The organism is Streptomyces sp. G45, assembly GCF_049542095.1.
In the GTDB taxonomy this organism is placed as follows: Bacteria; Actinomycetota; Actinomycetes; order Streptomycetales; family Streptomycetaceae; genus Streptomyces.
The window spans coordinates 7,079,002-7,095,940 of record NZ_JBMUZU010000001.1; the positions used below are offsets into that span (position 1 = coordinate 7,079,002).

The 16,939-nt window shown below is 74.1% G+C and carries 16 protein-coding genes and 1 pseudogene; 8 read left to right on the forward strand and 9 right to left on the reverse strand.

Translation table 11 applies throughout. The annotated features are described in order from the left end of the window. Positions 1-43: 43 nt before the first annotated feature. Both ACOBQU_RS29995 and ACOBQU_RS30000 read left to right on the forward strand, forming a co-directional pair. On the forward strand, positions 44-1,573 hold the full coding sequence (locus ACOBQU_RS29995; protein ID WP_423631302.1) for an aldehyde dehydrogenase (NADP(+)): 1,530 nt from the start codon (positions 44-46) through the stop codon (positions 1,571-1,573). A gap of 4 nt (positions 1,574-1,577) precedes the next feature. Beyond that, positions 1,578-2,204, forward strand: a complete 627-nt coding sequence (locus ACOBQU_RS30000; RefSeq protein WP_423631304.1) for a DUF1349 domain-containing protein — start codon at positions 1,578-1,580, stop codon at positions 2,202-2,204. 2 nt (positions 2,205-2,206) lie between these two features. Here the strand turns inward: ACOBQU_RS30000 and ACOBQU_RS30005 are convergent, their stop codons facing one another. Continuing rightward, positions 2,207-3,325, reverse strand: coding sequence for a Gfo/Idh/MocA family protein (locus tag ACOBQU_RS30005; protein ID WP_423631306.1), 1,119 nt, complete (start codon positions 3,323-3,325; stop codon positions 2,207-2,209). A gap of 62 nt (positions 3,326-3,387) precedes the next feature. Here ACOBQU_RS30005 and ACOBQU_RS30010 point away from each other — a divergent pair, with 62 nt between their 5' ends. The 3 genes from ACOBQU_RS30010 (at position 3,388) to ACOBQU_RS30020 (ending at position 5,782) form a co-directional block, all read left to right on the forward strand. Continuing rightward, on the forward strand, positions 3,388-3,759 hold the full coding sequence (locus tag ACOBQU_RS30010) for a winged helix-turn-helix transcriptional regulator (protein WP_423631307.1): 372 nt from the start codon (positions 3,388-3,390) through the stop codon (positions 3,757-3,759). Positions 3,760-3,840: 81 nt separating this feature from the next. Further along, positions 3,841-4,554, forward strand: a complete 714-nt coding sequence (locus ACOBQU_RS30015) for a DsbA family oxidoreductase (protein ID WP_423631309.1) — start codon at positions 3,841-3,843, stop codon at positions 4,552-4,554. Between the two features lie 64 nt (positions 4,555-4,618). Then, on the forward strand, positions 4,619-5,782 hold the full coding sequence (locus ACOBQU_RS30020; protein WP_423631311.1) for an aminotransferase class V-fold PLP-dependent enzyme: 1,164 nt from the start codon (positions 4,619-4,621) through the stop codon (positions 5,780-5,782). Between the two features lie 284 nt (positions 5,783-6,066). Here the strand turns inward: ACOBQU_RS30020 and ACOBQU_RS30025 are convergent, their stop codons facing one another. Next, entirely contained in the window at positions 6,067-6,594 is a 528-nt protein-coding gene (locus tag ACOBQU_RS30025) for a MarR family winged helix-turn-helix transcriptional regulator (protein ID WP_423631313.1), read from the reverse strand. 151 nt (positions 6,595-6,745) lie between these two features. Between ACOBQU_RS30025 and ACOBQU_RS30030 the strand changes: the two genes are divergently transcribed. Continuing rightward, positions 6,746-7,807: an alkene reductase gene (locus tag ACOBQU_RS30030; protein ID WP_423631315.1), complete on the forward strand. Its 1,062-nt coding sequence runs from the start codon at positions 6,746-6,748 to the stop codon at positions 7,805-7,807. A gap of 84 nt (positions 7,808-7,891) precedes the next feature. Here the strand turns inward: ACOBQU_RS30030 and thpD are convergent, their stop codons facing one another. The 5 genes from thpD to ACOBQU_RS30055 all read right to left on the reverse strand — a co-directional run bounded on the left by thpD (position 7,892) and on the right by ACOBQU_RS30055 (position 12,830). Beyond that, positions 7,892-8,791, reverse strand: a complete 900-nt coding sequence (gene thpD, locus ACOBQU_RS30035) for an ectoine hydroxylase (RefSeq protein ID WP_423631317.1) — start codon at positions 8,789-8,791, stop codon at positions 7,892-7,894. A gap of 50 nt (positions 8,792-8,841) precedes the next feature. After that, positions 8,842-9,246 carry an ectoine synthase gene (locus ACOBQU_RS30040; RefSeq protein WP_423631319.1) on the reverse strand — a complete coding sequence of 135 codons (405 nt, stop codon included), beginning with the start codon at positions 9,244-9,246 and terminating at the stop codon, positions 8,842-8,844. Between the two features lie 81 nt (positions 9,247-9,327). Continuing rightward, positions 9,328-10,599 carry a diaminobutyrate--2-oxoglutarate transaminase gene (gene ectB / locus ACOBQU_RS30045; RefSeq protein WP_423631321.1) on the reverse strand — a complete coding sequence of 424 codons (1,272 nt, stop codon included), beginning with the start codon at positions 10,597-10,599 and terminating at the stop codon, positions 9,328-9,330. Between the two features lie 83 nt (positions 10,600-10,682). Continuing rightward, a complete protein-coding gene (gene ectA / locus ACOBQU_RS30050; RefSeq protein WP_423631323.1) occupies positions 10,683-11,243 on the reverse strand; it encodes a diaminobutyrate acetyltransferase in 561 nt (186 codons plus the stop codon). Positions 11,244-11,729: 486 nt separating this feature from the next. Further along, positions 11,730-12,830 carry a pyridoxal-phosphate-dependent aminotransferase family protein gene (locus tag ACOBQU_RS30055; RefSeq protein ID WP_423631324.1) on the reverse strand — a complete coding sequence of 367 codons (1,101 nt, stop codon included), beginning with the start codon at positions 12,828-12,830 and terminating at the stop codon, positions 11,730-11,732. A 64-nt stretch (positions 12,831-12,894) separates the two neighbouring features. Here ACOBQU_RS30055 and ACOBQU_RS30060 point away from each other — a divergent pair. Both ACOBQU_RS30060 and ACOBQU_RS30065 read left to right on the forward strand, forming a co-directional pair. Further along, positions 12,895-13,991: pseudogene (locus tag ACOBQU_RS30060) on the forward strand (amidohydrolase family protein). A 360-nt stretch (positions 13,992-14,351) separates the two neighbouring features. Further along, a complete protein-coding gene (locus tag ACOBQU_RS30065; RefSeq protein ID WP_423631326.1) occupies positions 14,352-15,296 on the forward strand; it encodes an SCO1860 family LAETG-anchored protein in 945 nt (314 codons plus the stop codon). Positions 15,297-15,394: 98 nt separating this feature from the next. On the opposite strand, the gene cobC is transcribed toward ACOBQU_RS30065, so the two are convergent. Beyond that, positions 15,395-16,447, reverse strand: coding sequence for an Rv2231c family pyridoxal phosphate-dependent protein CobC (gene cobC / locus ACOBQU_RS30070; protein ID WP_423631328.1), 1,053 nt, complete (start codon positions 16,445-16,447; stop codon positions 15,395-15,397). Continuing rightward, positions 16,431-16,904, reverse strand: a complete 474-nt coding sequence (locus tag ACOBQU_RS30075; RefSeq protein WP_423631330.1) for a cobalamin biosynthesis protein — start codon at positions 16,902-16,904, stop codon at positions 16,431-16,433. Before ACOBQU_RS30075 ends, cobC begins: the two co-directional genes overlap by 17 nt. Between the last annotated feature and the right edge of the window lie 35 nt (positions 16,905-16,939).

Consider the following 16,939-nt stretch of genomic DNA (forward strand, 5'->3'; position numbering starts at 1 on the left):
CCACGGCGGCGCGCGTCCGCGACAACCCCTGGAGGAGCCCCCGGTGGCAGCAGCACCAGTCTGGAGCGTCGATCCCCGAACCGGGAAGCGGCGCGAGCAGGTCGCCGTGGAGGCCACGCCGCGGGAGGTCGACCGGGCCGTCGCGGCCGCCCACGCCGCCCGCCCCGCCCTCGCCGACCGCGCGGTCCGCGCCGCCTTCCTGCGCTCCGCGGCCGACCTCCTGGGCGCCACCGAGGCCGCCCTGGTGGAGGCGGCGGACGCGGAGACCGCCCTCGGCCCGGTCCGGCTCACCGGTGAACTCGCCCGCACCCGCTACCAGTTGCGGGCCTTCGCGGACGTCGTCGACGAGGGCGCGTACCTGGACGTCGTCATCGACCACCCCGACGCCACCACCACGCCGCCCACGCCCGACCTGCGCCGCTACAAGCTGCCCCTCGGCGTCGTCGCCGTCTACGCCGCCTCCAACTTCCCCTTCGCGTTCTCCGTGCCCGGCGGCGACACCGCGAGCGCGCTCGCCGCGGGCTGCCCCGTGGTGGTCAAGGCCCACCCCGACCACCCGGCCACCTCCGAGCTGGTCGCGTCCGTGCTGCGCCGGGCCGCCGCCGAGCACGGCCTGCCGCAGGCGGTGGTCGGCCTGGTGCACGGCTTCGACGCGGGCCTGGACCTGATCCGGCACCCGCTGGTCGCCGCCGCCGGGTTCACCGGCTCCGTACGCGGCGGGCGCGCCCTGTTCGACGCGGCGGCCGCCCGCCCCGTACCGATCCCGTTCCACGGCGAACTCGGCTCGCTCAACCCGGTCGTCGTCACCGAGGACGCCGCCGCCGAGCGCGGCGAGGAGATCGGCACCGGCCTCGCGGGCTCCATGACGCTGGGCGTCGGCCAGTTCTGCGTGAAGCCCGGCCTGGTCCTGGTGCCCGAGGGCGCGGGCGGCGACCGCCTGGTGAAGTCCCTCACCGCGGCCGTCAGCGACACCGAACCGGGCGTGCTCCTCGACCAGCGGATGCGTGACACCTTCCTCGCCGGTGTCACAGAGCGCGCCTCGTTGCCCGACGTGACCGCGCCCGTGACGCCCGGCGCGGGCGGCGCGCACACGGTCGCGGCGGGCTTCCTCACCGTCCCCGCCGCCCGCCTGGCCGCCGACGGCGCGCACGACCTGCTCCTGGAGGAGTGCTTCGGACCGGTCACCGTCGTCGCCCGCTACACCGACGGCGACGAGGTCACCGCCGTGCTCTCCCGGCTGCCCGGCAACCTCTCCGCCACCCTGCACCTCTCCGCCGACGAGGCGGCGGGCGGCGGCCGGGGCGCCGAGCTGCTGGCCGCGCTCACCCCGCTCGCGGGCCGCGTCCTCGTCAACGGCTGGCCCACCGGCGTGGCCGTCGCCCCCGCCCAGCAGCACGGCGGCCCCTACCCGGCGACCACCTCCACGTCCACCTCGGTCGGCGCCACCGCCATCGAGCGCTGGCTGCGCCCCGTCGCGTACCAGAACACCCCCGAGGCGCTGCTGCCGCCCGAACTCCACGACGCCAATCCCCTGGGACTGCCCCGCCGCTACGACGGCCGCCTGGAACACTGACGGCATGAACGCCAAGGACACCGGCAGCCTCACGCTGCCCGAACTGCCCTTCCCGCTCAGGCCGTACGGCCCCGACGGCGACTGGCGCTACGAGGACGGCGTCCTCACCGGCTGGGCCGGACCCCGCCAGGACCGCTTCGTGCCGCCCACCGGCGACGCCCTCGAACCGGCGTCCGACGCCCCCCGGCTGCTCGGCGCGCCCGAGGGCGACTTCCAGCTCATCGCCCGCGTCACGGTCGGCTTCGCCGCCGCCTTCGACGCGGGCGTGCTCTATCTCCACGTCGGCGAGCACCACTGGGCCAAGCTCTGCTTCGAGCGCTCCCCGGACCTGCCGACCATCTGCACCGTCGTCACCCGGGGCCGCTCCGACGACGCCAACGCCTTCGTCGTGGACGGCTCCAGCGCCTGGCTGCGGATCAGCCGCACGGGCGCGGCGTTCGCCTTCCACGCCTCCACCGACGGCGAGCGGTGGACGTTCGTGCGCATCTTCCAGCTCGGCGACGAGGAGGCGGCGGGCGCCGCGCTCGTCGGCTTCCTCGCGCAGTCCCCGCAGGGCGAGGGCTGCGTGGTGACGTACGACCACATCGAGTTCCGCCCGAACTGGCCCAAGGGCCTGCGCGACGGCTCCTGACGTCACGGCGCCACGCGCGCCCCGGTGGCGGCGGACCGCTCGATCGCGTCGAGCAGCCGCTGCCGCCGGGCCGCGTGCGCGAAGTCCGGCACGGTGCGGGTGCCCGCGCGCAGGTCGCGCAGGATCCGCTCGTACTGCACGCCGATGTTGTACGGCACCTCGTCGCGTACGTCGTCCAGTTCGGGTACGTCGAAGTAGCGGGCCGGAACGGGGAGTTCGCGGACGGCGGCCTCCTCGCCGCGGGCGCCGCGCACCGTCAGGCGGGCCTGCTGGAGGTGCCCGTGGTCGCCGGTGACGACGAGGTCGCCGTCGGTGCCGTTGACCTCCCAGTGGAAGGTGGTGGCGCGCGCGAGGCCGCCCCGGAAGTGCAGGGAGGCGACCGCGCCGGACTCCAGGACCCCGCTCAGCGCGAGCTGGTCCGGCGCGGTCATGGCCGCCGCCCGCCCCGTCCCCTCCTCGTGCACCGTGCGCCGCCGGGTCGCCGTCACCGCCGCCACCTCGGTGAACTCGCCGAGCGCCGCGGTCAGGGCGTCGACGGTGTGGCCGAACGGGATGGTGAGCAGGGTGCCGCCGTTGTCCCGGTCCAGGAGGTAGTCGGCGCCCGGCTCGAAGGAGGGGCCCCAGCGGCGCCCCGACGCGATCAGGCTGGTGGAAAGGACCTCACCCGCGTACCCCTCGGCGAGCAGGTCCCGCACGTACCGCACGGCGGGCGCCGTGCGCGCCTGGAGGCCCGCGAAGGTCCGCACCCCCGCCGCCTCGGCCGCCGCGGCCAGCTCCTCGGCCTCCGCGAGGCCGTTGCCCAGCGGCCACTCCGAGAACACCGCCTTGCCCGCGGCCAGCGCCGCCAGGATCACCTCCCGGTGCAGCGGGACGCGCACGCTCACCACGACCAGGTCGACGTCCGGGTCCGCGACGAGGTCGCCCGCGCTGCCGTACGCCCGGGGAATGCCGTACGCGGCGCCCGCCGCCCGCGCCGACTCCGGGCTCGACGCGGCGAGGGCCAGCAGCTCGTAGCCCGGGAGGCGGCGGAGCGCGGGAAGGTGGGACCGCGGGGCCCAGCCGCCGCGGGCGGACAGGCCGACGATGCCGACGCGGACGGGGTTCTCCGTGGTGATCCTCATGGCCGCACCGTAGGAGCCGGGCCCTGATCACCCGCAAGGGCGCCAACTATATTCTGGGAACCATGACTGGTCAGAGCGGTAATCCGGCCGTCGAGCCGCGGCACGACATCTACGCGCTGCTGTGTCCGGGCCGGGAGGTCTTCGAACTGCTCGCCAACAAGTGGACCGGGCTCGCGATCACCGCCCTGGAGGACGGGCCCCGCCGCTTCGGCGAGCTGCGCCGCAAGCTGGAGGGGGTCAGCCCGAAGGTCCTCACGCAGACCCTGCGCCGCCTTGAGGAGTACGGGCTCGTGCGGCGCGAGGTCTTCGCGGAGGTGCCGCCGCGCGTGGAGTACGCGCTGACGCCGCTGGGCCGGGGCGCCCTGGAGCCGCTGGCCCAGCTGCGCAGCTGGGTGCGGGCGAACACCGACCGGTTCGCCCCGGCCGGGGAATGAGCGGGCGCCGGGCGCGGTTGGACCAGGGAGCGGAGGCGGTCTCCGCATACGACCTGGAGAAGGCTGGAGAGAGTGCACAGCATGCGCGTCGAGATCTGGAGCGACATCGCCTGTCCCTGGTGCTACGTGGGGAAGGCCCGCTTCGAGCGCGCCCTCGCGAGCTTCCCGCACCGCGACTCCGTGGAGGTGGTGCACCGCTCCTTCGAGCTGGACCCGGACCGCGCCAAGGGCGACACCACCCCCGTGATCACCATGCTCACCCGCAAGTACGGCATGAGCGAGGCCCAGGCGGAGGCCGCCGAGGACGGCGTCGGCGCGCAGGCGGGCGCGGAGGGCCTGGAGTACCGCACCCGGGGCCGTGACCACGGCAACACCTTCGACATGCACCGCCTGCTCCACTTCGCGAAGGCCGAGGGCAGGCAGGACGAGCTGATCGGCCTGCTGTACCGGGCGAACTTCGCCGAGGAGGAGTCCGTCTTCGACAGCGACGACCGCCTCGTGGCGCTGGCCGCCGAGGCGGGCCTGGACGCCGACGCCGCCCGCGCGGTCCTCGCCGACCCGACGGCGTACGCGGACGACGTGCGCGCCGACGAGCGCGAGGCCGCCGAGCTGGGCGCGAACGGCGTGCCCTTCTTCGTCCTCGACCGGACCTACGGCGTCTCCGGCGCGCAGCCCGCCGAGGTCTTCGAGCAGGCCCTCACCCAGGCGTGGGGGAACCGCTCGCCGCTCACCGTCCTCTCCGCGGACGGCGCCGACGCCTGCGGGCCCGACGGCTGCGCGGTGCCGGGCGCCTGACGCGCGGGGCGCTGGCCGGGGGCGGGTATAAGTGTTGCTTAGCGGTACTCCTCACGGATACGTGATGGACCGCGCGCGGCCCGGACGGCACAGTGATCCCATGGAGACTTCCGGCCAGGGCCCCGACCGGCTCGACGAGACGCCCGAGCAATTCCTCGGGCCGTCCCTCGACCAGTCCTTCGTACGCTCCGAGTTCTCGCCCCGCACCACCTATCTGAACAGCGCGAGCACCGGCCTGCTCCCGGCCCGTGCCGTACGGGCCATGCACGAGGCGGCCCAGTCGGTGGCGGCGGGCCGCCCGGCCGACATGTTCGCGGACGTGGAGGCGGCCCGCGCCGCGTTCGCCCGGATCGCGGGCGTGCCGGTGTCCCGCGTCGCCGCGGGCGCCTCCGTCGCCGTCTACAGCGGGCTGATCGCCTCCTCGCTGCCCGAGGGCGCCGAAGTCCTCACCGCGGAGGGCGACTTCAGCTCGACGGTGAACCCCTTCCACGTCCGCGGCGACCTCAAGGTGCGCGCGGTGCCGCTGGAGCGGGTCGCCGAGTCGGTGCGCCCCGGCACGGCCCTGGTCGCGGTCAGCGCCGCGCAGTCCGCGGACGGGCGGGTCGCCGACCTGGCCGCGATCCGGGAGGCCGCCGGTGCGCACGGCGCGCGCGTCTACCTGGACGTGTCGCAGGCCGTCGGCTGGCTGCCGCTGGCCGAGCACGTGGCGGCGGCCGACTTCGCGGCGGCGGTGGCGTTCAAGTGGCTCACCTGCCCGCGTGGCGTGGCCTTCTTCGTCGTACCGGAGGAGGCCGAGGACTTCGGCGGCGTACGTCCGCTGCTCGCGGGCTGGGTCGCGGGGGAGCGCCCCTGGGACAGCTGCTACGGCCCGGTCGAGGAACTCGCGCACTCCGCGCGGCGGTTCGACGAGAGCCCCGCGCTGCTGGCGTACGCGGGCGCGCGGCACTCCCTGGACGTGATCGAGCGCCTCGGCGTCGCCGCGATCGGCGCCCATGACCTGGCCCTCGCGGACCGCTTCCGCACCGGCCTGGCGGCCCTCGGCCACCAGCCGGTGCCCGCCCCCGGCTCCGCCATCGTCTCGGTCCCCGGCCTGGGCTCCCACCAGCCCGAACTGAGCGCCGCGGGCATAGAGGTCTCCGACCGCGAGGGCAACCTCAGAGCCGCGTTCCACTTCTACAACACACAAGCGGACGTAGACCGCCTACTGGCCGCCCTACCACAAGCCTGACCACCAGCCCCCCCAAGGCCGCCCCCGACGACGCCGCGGGCGCCTAGCCGCAAGGCGTACGCGGGGTGCCCCTAAGGGGCGCGGGGAACTGCGCGACAAGCCACGATGGCGCGGCACCCGACCGAGCACGGCCCCGACGGAACCCGGCCGCGGGCGCCTTGCCGCGAGGCGTGCGCGGGGTGTCCCTTAGGGGCGCGGGGAACTGCGCGACCGGCCACGACGTCGCCGCAGCCGAACGCCACCGAGCCCAGGGCACCCGGTGGAACCCCGCCAGAGCCCAGGGGCTAGCGAAGCGCTGCCTCAGGGCAGTCCGCCGTATCCGCACACAGGTTGGCCTCGACCCGCCCGAGCAACCGCGCAAGCTCCCGCCGCTCACCCGCGTCAAGCCCCGCGAGCGTCCGCTCCTCCAGCGTCCCCCACGCCCGCTCCACGGACTCCAGCAGCCCGCAGCTCGCCTCGGTCGGCTCCACGAGCACCGCCCGCCGGTCGTCCGGGTCCGGCCGCCGCCGCACGTGCCCGGCCTGCTCAAGGCGCTGGAGCATCTTCGTGACCGTGGACGGGTCCAGGTCGAGGAGCTTGATCAGCTCCGACTGCCGCACGGCACCCGCGTCCCACAGGTGCATCATCACGAACTCCTGCCCGGGGTAGAGGCCGAGCCCCTTGAGGTGCTTCCCGGCCGCGACCCGGTGCAGCCGGGCGACCCGGCTCACCAGATGGCTGACGGGACCCCGGCGCGCCGCGCCGGGCAGCTCCTCGCCGCTACACGCGGGGTCGGCCTGCTCGGCCGCGGGGGTGGCGGTGTCGGCCTTCATCGGGACTCCTGCTCATCGGATGGTGCCGTCCGGGTCCACCAGTGTGGCCCGGCCTTGCCCCCGAGGTTAACTTGGTCGGCCAAGGAATGCGCTACAGTGACTCCCGGTTGAATTACTTGGCCGACCAACTACATGTCGCTTTGGAGTCCCCATGACCACCGCGTTCGACCCGATCGACCTGCACGGCGTCTCCCTCGGCAACCGCATCGCCCTGGCGCCGATGACCCGCAGCCGGGCGGGCGACGGCGGAGTGCCCACCGACCTCGTCGCCGAGTACTACGCGCAGCGCGCCTCCGCGGGCCTGCTGATCACCGAGGGCGTGCAGCCCTCCGTGGTCGGCCAGGGCTACCCGAACACCCCCGGCCTGCACAGCGACGAGCAGATCGCGGGCTGGCGCAAGGTCACCGACGCCGTGCACGCCAAGGGCGGCAGGATCTTCGCCCAGCTGATGCACACCGGCCGCATCGGCCACCCGGTGCTGCTGCCCGACGGCCTGACCCCGGTCGGCGCGTCCCCGATCGCCGCGAAGGGCCAGGTGTACACGCACGAGGGCCCGAAGGACTTCGTCACCCCGCGCGAGCTGACCGGCGCGGAGGTGCGCGCCACCATCGCCGACTTCGTCACGGCGGCCCGCAACGCGGTGGACGCGGGCTTCGACGGCGTCGAGCTGCACGGCGCCAACGGCTATCTGATCCACCAGTTCCTCGCGCCGGGCTCCAACCAGCGCACCGACGAGTGGGGCGGCTCCCCGGAGAACCGCATCCGCTTCGCCGTCGAGGTCACCAAGGCCGTGGTCGCCGAGATCGGCGCGGCCCGCACCGGCATCCGCCTCTCGCCCGGCAACACGCTCAACGACATCCACGAGCCCGAGCCGGAGACCACCTACCCGGCCCTGGTGAAGGAGCTGGACGCGCTCGGCATCGCGTATGTGCACGTCATGGAGGTCGGCCCGATACGCGAGCTGGTCTCGACGCTGCGCGAGGGCTTCGGCGGCGTGTTCATCCTGAACCCGTCGACCGAGGGCCCCACCGGCCCCGACGCCCTCGCCCTGGTCGAGGACGGCACCGCCGATATCGTCGCCTTCGGCACCCTGTTCCTCGCCAACCCCGACCTCCCGGCGCGCCTGAAGGCGGGCGGCCCCTTCAACGAGCCCGACCGCGCCACCTTCTACGGCGGCGACGCCAAGGGCTACACGGACTACCCGACGCTGTGACCACGGCGTACGACGTGTGAGGGGCCCGGCACCCACCCAGGTGCCGGGCCCCTCACACGCCGCTCAACAGCGAAGGCGCACGCGTCACCGCACCGGAGTGAAGTCCCGCGCCCCGATGAACTCCGGCCGCCGCACCGGCGCCGCGAACGGCTCGACCGCCGCGTTCTCCACGCTGTTGAAGACGAGGAAGACGTTCGAGCGGGGGTAGGGCGTGATGTTGTCCCCGGAGCCGTGCATGGCGTTGCAGTCGAACCAGGTCGCCGAGCCCGCCTCGCCGGTGAACAGGCGGATGCCGTGTTCGGACGCCAGCTTGGTCAGCGCCTCGTTGGACGGGGTGCCCGCGTCCTGCATCTGGAGCGACTTCTTGTAGTTGTCCTTCGGCGTCGCGCCCGCGCAGCCCAGGAACGTCCGGTGCGAGCCCGGCATGATCATGAGCCCGCCGTTGGTGTCGTGGTTGCGGGTGAGCGCGATCGACACCGAGACCGTGCGCATGCGCGGCAGGCCGTCCTCGGCGTGCCAGGTCTCGAAGTCCGAGTGCCAGTAGAAGCCGGAGGCGCCGAAGCCGGGCTTCACATTGATCCGGGACTGGTGGATGTACACGTCCGAGCCGAGGATCTGCCGGGCGCGGCCGACGACGCGCGGGTCGGCGGCCAGGCGCGCGAAGACCTCGCTGACCTTGTGCACCTCGAAGATGGAGCGGATCTCCTGCGAGCGCGGCTCGACGATGGCGCGCTCGTCGGCGCGCATCGCCGGGTCGCCGACAAGGCGCTCCAGCTCGGCGTGGTACTCGGCCACTTCCTGCGCCCCGATGAGCTGGTCGATCGCCAGGAACCCGTCGCGGTCGAACCCCGCCAACTCCTCGGCGGAGACCGGCCCTTCGGTGCCCGGCGCGGACCACACGACGGGGTCCTGGCGCTCGATGAGCACTTCCTCGGCGCCCCGGGTCGGGTACAGGTCGGCGGTGCGTTCGGGTGCGGTGGTCATGGTGGTGCCTGCCTCTCCTCTCTCGTACGGCGCTGGCTGTGTCGCTGTCCCTACGCGGGGTCCGGCTCGGTGAGCAGCGGGTACACGCCGTTCTCGTCGTGGTCCTCACGGCCCGTCACCGGCGGGTTGAACACGCACAGGCAGTGGAAGTCCTCCTTGACCCGCAGCGTGTGCTTCTCGTGCCCGTCGAGCAGGTACATGGTGCCGGGCGTGATGCGGTAGGTCTCACCGTTGGTGCGGTCGGTGAGCTCCGCCTCGCCCCGGGTGCAGACGACGGCCTCCACGTGGTTGGCGTACCACATGTCGGTCTCCGTGCCCGCGTACAGGATGGTCTCGTGCAGCGAGAAGCCGACGCGCTCCTTGGCCAGGACGATGCGCTTGCTCTCCCAGGTCCCCGACTTGGCCTTCACATGCCGGTCGGTGCCCTCGATGTCCTTGAACGAACGGACGATCACGGTGAGTTGCTGCCTTTCTCGTTGGTGGTGCGCGGGTGGTGGTGCGCGGGTGGTGGTACGCGGTGGTGGCGCGCGGGTGGTTCAGGCCGTCTCGCGGACGGCGCGGGCCAGGGTGCGCAGGCCCTCCTCCAGCTCGTCGGCGGAGATCGTCAGGGCCGGGAGCAGCTTGACGACCTCGCTCTCGGGCCCGGAGGTCTCGATGAGCAGGCCTAGGTCGAAGGCGCGGCGGGCGACGGCGCCCGCGCGGGCCTTGTCGTGGAACTCCACGCCCCACACCAGGCCGCGGCCGCGGTACTCGACGATGTCCGCGCGGTGCTCGTCGACGAGCGCGACCAGGGCCTGCTCGACCTGCTCGCCGCGGGCGCGGGTCTGCTTCTCCATCGCGGAGCCGTCGGACCAGTAGGTCTCCAGGGCGGCGGCGGCCGTGACGAAGGCCGGGTTGTTGCCGCGGAAGGTGCCGTTGTGCTCGCCCGGCTCCCACACGTCCAGCTCCGGCTTGAAGAGGGTGAGCGCCATCGGCAGTCCGTAGCCGCTGATGGACTTGGAGACGGTGACGATGTCCGGGGTGATGCCCGCCTCCTCGAAGGAGAAGAAGGCACCGGTGCGGCCGCAGCCCATCTGGATGTCGTCGACGATCAGCAGCATGTCCTGGCGGTGGCACAGCTCCGCGAGGGCGCGCAGCCACTCGGCGCGGGCGACGTTGATGCCGCCCTCGCCCTGCACGGTCTCCACGATCACGGCGGCGGGCTTGTTGAGGCCCGAGCCCTGGTCTTCGAGCAGCCGCTCGAACCACAGGAAGTCGGGCACCCGGCCGTCCAGGTAGTGGTCGAACGGCATGGGCGTGCCGTGCACCAGCGGGATGCCCGCGCCCGCGCGCTTGAAGGCGTTGCCGGTGACGGCGAGCGAGCCGAGCGACATGCCGTGGAAGGCGTTGGTGAACGACACGATCGCCTCGCGGCCCTTGACCTTGCGGGCCAGCTTCAGCGCGGACTCCACGGCGTTGGTGCCGGTCGGGCCCGGGAACATGACCTTGTACGGCAGGTCGCGCGGGCGCAGCACCAGGTTCTGGAACGACTCCAGGAAGGCGCGCTTGGCCGTCGTCGACATGTCGAGGCCGTGGGTGACGCCGTCGCGCTCCAGGTAGTCGAGCAGCGCCCGCTTCAGGACGGGGTTGTTGTGCCCGTAGTTGAGGGATCCGGCTCCGGCGAAGAAGTCGAGGTACTCGTGGCCGTCCTCGTCGTACATGCGGCTGCCCTGCGCGCGGTCGAAGACGGTGGGCCAACCGCGGCAGTAGCTGCGCACCTCCGACTCCAGGGTCTCGAAGACGCTCAGGTCGGGCTGGGTGATGGTCACAGCGGGTCTCCTGGGAGAGGAAAGGCGTGGGAGGTGAGGAGGGGTGAGCAGGGGGAGAGGGGTGGCGGGGGAAGCGGGCGGGCTCAGACGCGCGGCAACGGCCCGATGGTGTACAGGACTTCCGGTTCGTGGCCGCCGTCGTCCTGCGGGAAGACACCCGCGTCGAACAGGACCGTGCGCTCGACGCTCGCGCCGTGCCGCCGCGCGAAGGAGGTGAACACCCGCTCCGACGCGCCGTTGTCCGGCGTGATCGTCGTCTCCAGGGTGGTCAGCTCGCGCCCGGCGGCGGCCTTGGCGACCAGCCCGTCGACCAGGGCCCCGGCGAGACCGCGGCCCCGGTGTCCATGGTCGACCGCCAGCTGCCAGACCACCAGGGTGTGCGGCCGGTCGGGCCGTACGTAGCCGGTGACGAACCCGGCGACCTGACCGTCGGCGTCGCGGGCCACGGCGGAGGTGGCGGCGAAGTCACGACACCACAGCAGATAGCTGTACGACGAGTTCAGGTCGAGGACCTTGGAGTCCCGGGCGATCCGCCAGATCGAGGCCCCGTCGGCGACACCCGGGGTGTCCAGCCGCAGCCCCTCGGGCATTTCCAGGAATTGCGCGTGCAGGTCGGTCGGTAGATCGGCTTGTGCAGCGGTCATGCGGATTGAATTTACCGAGCAATTTCTGGGATTGCATCGGGGGAAGGGGTTACGTGGCGCTGCCCGATGTGTTATCGCGCAGGCGCGCACGCCCGCACGAGCCGTCGGTTGTTTGTACGGGTATGTCCGCCGCATTGCACGCAAAAAGGGCGCGATGTGGAGTGCGTCACAGCCTCGTAATCCCGCTGAGACGTGTCCGGATTACGGTGTTTGGCGGTGGCGAAACCTTAGTGTTTAGCCCTCGGGAAAGCGGGCAGAAGAATACGGGAAGCTGCTCTCATAAAGAATTGAGGAAAGCACCCGGATAATCCAGAAAAAAGAATGCCGGACGGGCCGACCAAGCCCATCCGGCGTTCAGGTACGAGCGCGCGGCGCGAGATCAAGCCCGTCCGGCGTTTGAGGACGAGGCGCGAAGCGCCAAAGAGGCGGGGGAGAGGGGCGCAGCCCCAGCCGAGCGCGGGGCCCGGGGCCGCGGCCCCGGGGGGACTACCCCCAGGCGGCAGTCACCGCGCGCCGCGCCCCCTCCAGATCCACGGCGAGCCCGGCCTCGCCCATCGCGGCTCCGAGCGCCGCCAGCACCCCGTGCACCACACCCCGCGTGGCGTCCGGCCCGTAGTGGTTGACCCGGATCATCTCCCCGGCCAGGGCGCCCCCGCCAGCGACAAGCGGAAGCGCCGGATCGGCCGCCAGCGCCTTGGCGACCAGCTCGGAGGCGTCCACGCCCCGCGGCGCCCGCAGGGTCGTGGCGACCGGCGCGGCGTCCCGGGCCTCGTACACATACGGTTCGAGCCCGCCGCCCAGGGCGACCGCGCCCGCCCGCGTCGCCGCCGCGGCGGTCGCGTGCCGCGCCATGAGCGCGTCGAGGCCCTCGGACTCGATCCGCTCCACGCACGCCTCGAGGGCGAGCATCTCCAGCTGCGCGGGCGCGTGCAGCAGCGCCCGGCGGCCGCCGTCGATCCACCGCTCCTTCCAGTCCAGGAGGGACAGGTACGAGCGGCGCGGCGCCCGCGGGTTCGCGGCCATCCGCTGCCAGGCGCGCTCGCTCACCGACACCGCGGACACCCCGGCGGGACCGCCCATCGCCTTCTGCGCGCCGATCACGCACAGGTCTACGCCCCACGCGTCCGGCAGCAGCGGCTCCGCGGCCACGGACGCGACGGCGTCGAGCATGAACAGCGCGCCGTGCGCCCGTACGACCTCGCCGATCTCCGCGACCGGATTGGTGTTGCCCGTCGCCGCCTCGGCGTGCACCAGGGACACGAAGTCGATCCCGGGGTGCTCGGCGAAGGCCTGCTCGACCTGCGCGGCGGTGACCGCCGTGTGGAACGGCACGGCCAGGTCGACGACCGCCGCGCCGCAGTCCCGCAGCCAGTTCCCGAAGGTCTGCCCGTACGGGCCGGTGATCACGTTGAGCGCCGTCGTGCCGGGCCGCGCGGCGCCGCGGATGCAGCCCTCCAGCGGAAGCAGCGCCTCGCCCTGCGTGATCACGACGTCCTGCTCGGTGTCCAGGAGCCGGGCCACGCGGTCCTCGATGGAGGCGAAGTGCGCGGCGGTCAGCGGGGGCAGGTCAAGGAAGGGGTGAGCCATGGCCCCGAGCGTACCCAGGCCCCGGGCCGTCCCGGACAGGTCCCTCGCCTCCTAAGCTGCTGTCATGAGCGATCACGCGGTGCTGCACGTGAAGGGGCGGGTGCTCGTCGGGCCCGAGGACGTACGGGACGAGATGTGGGTGGTCGGCGGGCGGGTGACGTTCCAGCGGCCCACCGCGGGGACCGCCGGGGACGCGGTCACCGTGGACGGCTGGGTGCTGCCCGGCCTGGTCGACGCCCACTGCCACGTCGGGCTCGACGCGCACGGCCCGGTCCCCGCCGAGGAGGCGGAGAAGCAGGCCCTCACCGACCGCGACGCGGGCGCGCTGCTGCTGCGCGACGCGGGTTCGCCGTCCGACACCCGCTGGATCGACGACCGCGACGACCTGCCGAAGATCATCCGCGCGGGCCGCCACATCGCCCGCACCCGCCGCTACATCCGCAACTACGCCCACGAGATCGAGCCCGAGGACCTGGTCGCGTACGTCGCCCGGGAGGCCCGGCGCGGCGACGGCTGGGTCAAGCTCGTCGGCGACTGGATCGACCGCGAGGCGGGCGACCTCGCCGCGTGCTGGCCGCGCGGCGCCGTCGAGGCGGCCATCGCCGAGGCCCACCGGCTCGGCGCCCGCGTCACCGCGCACTGCTTCGCCGAGGACTCGCTGCGCGACCTCGTCGAGGCGGGCATCGACTGCGTCGAGCACGCCACGGGACTCACCGAGGACACCATCCCGCTGTTCGCCGAGAACGGCGTGGCGATCGTGCCGACCCTGGTGAACATCGCCACGTTCCCGCAGCTCGCGGACGGCGGCGAGAAGAAGTTCCCCGCTGGTCCGCGCACATGCGCCGCCTGCACGCCCGGCGCTACGACACGGTCCGGGCGGCGTACGACGCCGGAGTGCCGGTGTACGCCGGGACCGACGCCGGGGGCTCCCTCGCCCACGGCCTCGTCGGCGCGGAGGTCGCCGAGCTGGTCAAGGCGGGCATCCCGGTGCGGGACGCGCTGTCCGCGGCGACCTGGGGCGCGCGGGACTGGCTCGGCCGCCCCGGCCTCGTCGAGGGCGCGCCGGGGGACCTCGTCGTGTACGAGGCGGATCCGCGGGCGGACGTACGGGTGCTGACCGCTCCGCGGCGGGTCGTGGTGAACGGGCGGGTGCTGGGCTGACCGCCCCGCCTCCCGCGCCCCCGCACTGTCGATGAGTTGACAGGTCGTGACGCGCCGGGGACCGGCTCGTTGTACGTCGTTTCTCGCTTTGTCGACCGCCGGTGCGCCTGGCGCACCGGCGGGTGGGGTGCGCGGGGCTCCGGGGAACGCCCGTGCCCGCGGATTCGAATGTGAGGGCGGAAGTCTCCCATTGGGGTGAACTCACGCCAGGTTGCTGCCCGTTCACTCTCCGTGCGTAAAGATTCCGGGGTCGGCGGCGCCGCCCGGCGCCCCCGGCATCAGTGGCGCCGTGCGCACGCGCTGTCCCCCTGTGGCGTGCGCCGGCGGCGCCTTCGTGACTCATGTGAGGGTTCCACCACAGTGACCAGCAACGCCTTCCGTCGACTGCCCGTGTGCCGCCGCATCGGCGCGCTCGCCACCGCCACCGTGTTCGCCGCCGGGTCCGCGGCGCTCGCCGGGGCCGGTCCCGCCCACGCGACGGACGACCACCGCGGCGGCCGGGCGAGCGCCGTCGTGCTCCGCACCGGCCTCGACGTCTCCCTGCTCGGCAAGACCGTGCGGCTGCCCCTCAACGTCTCCCTGAACGAGGTGAGCGCGCCCGCGAGCGCCGAGCGGACCGCCCTCACCGCCAAGCTGGACGGCGTCGACGGCGGACGGCCGTTCAGCGTGCTGCGCGCCGACGTCGCCACCGCCCGCGCCACCGTCAAGGGCGGCACCGCCCAGGGCTACAGCAACATCGCCCGCGCCAAGGTGCACCTGCCGGGCCTGCCGCTGCTGCCCCTCGTCGAACTCGACCAGATCACCTCCAAGGCCGTGTGCGCGGCGGGCGCGCGGCCCGTCGCCGAGTCCCGCTTCCTCGGGAGCGTCACCGTCCTCGGCAAGAAGGTGAGCGTGCGGTCCGCGGGCACCACCCAGGTGTCCGTGCCCGGCGTCGGCGACGTGCGCCTCGACCTGTCGTCGACGCGCACCACGTCCCGTACGGCCGCCGCGACCGCCCTGCGGCTCGCCGTCACCGTCGATCCGCTGAAGCTGGGGGTGGCCGCCGTGAAGGGCACGGTGACCCTGGCGGGGGCCGAGTGCACGACGCCGTCCGCTGGCCCGGGGGCCAAGCCGCAGCCCAAGCCGGAGCCGAAGCCGCAGGGGGAGCGGGAGGAACCGGTCGCGGCGAAGGCCGAGGCGGCGCCCCCGAAGGAGGACAACCTCGCGGAGACCGGGGGGAGTTCCGCCACGCCGTACGTCGCCGGGGGCGCCGTCGCCCTCCTGCTGGCCGGAGGCGGGCTCGTCGCCTACCGCCGCCGCGGCTGACGCCTGCGGCTGGCTGCGGGGTACCCCTCTCCCACCCGCCCGCCCGTGACCGTCTCCTGCGAGGTGGGCGCCCCTCGCCGTCGGCGGCTCGCGGAGCGTCAGGGGTGCAGGAGGTCGGCCAGGGCCGTGACGACGGCGTCCGTCGTGGGGCGGTCGCGGACCGCGAGCCGTAGCCAGTCCGGCCCCAGGCCGGGGAACGTGTCGCCGCGCCGCACCGCGAACCCCCGCTCCCGCAGCCGCTCGCGGACCCCGGCCGCCCCGGCGATCCGGACCAGCACGAAGGGGCCCTCCGCGGGCCCCGCCACCTCGACGCCCGGCAGGGCGGCGAGCGCCGCCACGAGGTGCCGCCGGTCCACGGCCACCCGGTGGGCGACGTGCCCCGCCTCCGCGAGCGCCCGCGGCGCCACGCACGCCTGTGCCGCCGCGAGCGCCGGGGACGACACCGGCCACAGGGGCTGGGCCCGGGAGAGGGCGGCGATCGTGTCCGGGTCGGACAGGACGTACCCGATGCGCAGCCCGGCGAGGCCCCAGGTCTTGGTCAGGCTGCGCAGCACCACCAGGCCCGGCACGTCCGTGCGGCCCGCCAGGGCCTCGCGCTCGCCGGGCACCGCGTCCATGAACGCCTCGTCCACCACGAGGAACCGCCCGGGCCGGGCGAGCCGGGCGAGGGCGGCCGCCGGGTGCAGCACGGACGTCGGGTTCGTGGGGTTGCCGACGACCACCAGGTCGGCGTCCTCCGGCACCGCCGCGGGGTCGAGCCGGAACCCGTCCTTGGCCCGCAGCAGCACCCGCCCCACCTCGTGCCCGGCGTCCCGCAGCGCGGCCTCCGGCTCCGTGAACTGCGGATGCACGACCACCGGCCGCCGCACCGGCAGCGCCCGCGCGAGCAGCACGAACGCCTCGGCGGCGCCCGCCGTCAGCAGCACCCGCTCCGGCGGCAGACCGTGCCGCGCGGCCACGGCGGCACGCGCCGGACGCCCGTCCGGGTAGGCGGCGAGCCCGTCGAGGGAGGCGGCGATGTGCTCCTTCAGCCACGCGGGCGGCGTGTCGGAGCGGACGTTGACGGCGAGGTCCACGAGGCCCGTACCGCCCCGCACCTCCACGTCCCCGTGGTGCCGCAGGTCCACCTCGTTGTCAGTGCGCAGGTGCATGGTTCCCGTGTTCGTGTGCGTGAGGGTGGCAGTGGGGGAGGTCGTGTCCGGGGCGGTCCTCGGCGTCCGGCAGCCGTGCCACCGCGCACGTGGCCCGCGCCGGGCGGCCGCCCCCGGGCTCCGACTTCCGCTTGGGTACGAGGAGTTCACCCCCGCGCACCAGCGCCGCGGCCTCCGCGACGGACGGCGTCCCGAAGGCGGCGAGCGGCGTCGCGGAGGGGTGCGGCACCTCCACGCGGGCCAGCGCGTCGGCCCCGTACGCCACCAGCGGCACGCCGAGCCGGGCGGCCGCCGCCACGATCCCCGGCTCGTGCCGCTTCCCCTCGACGGTCGCCAACTCCCGTACGCAGCAGGAAAGGAGACCGGCGTCGCGCAGGGCCGCCGCGATCAGGTCCGCGACCTCGTCGGCGTCGGCGTCCGCGCAGGCCCCGACGCCCACCACCAGCGGGCGGGTCACCGCGTCACCGCCCGGCGGGCGCGGCGGCGGGGGCG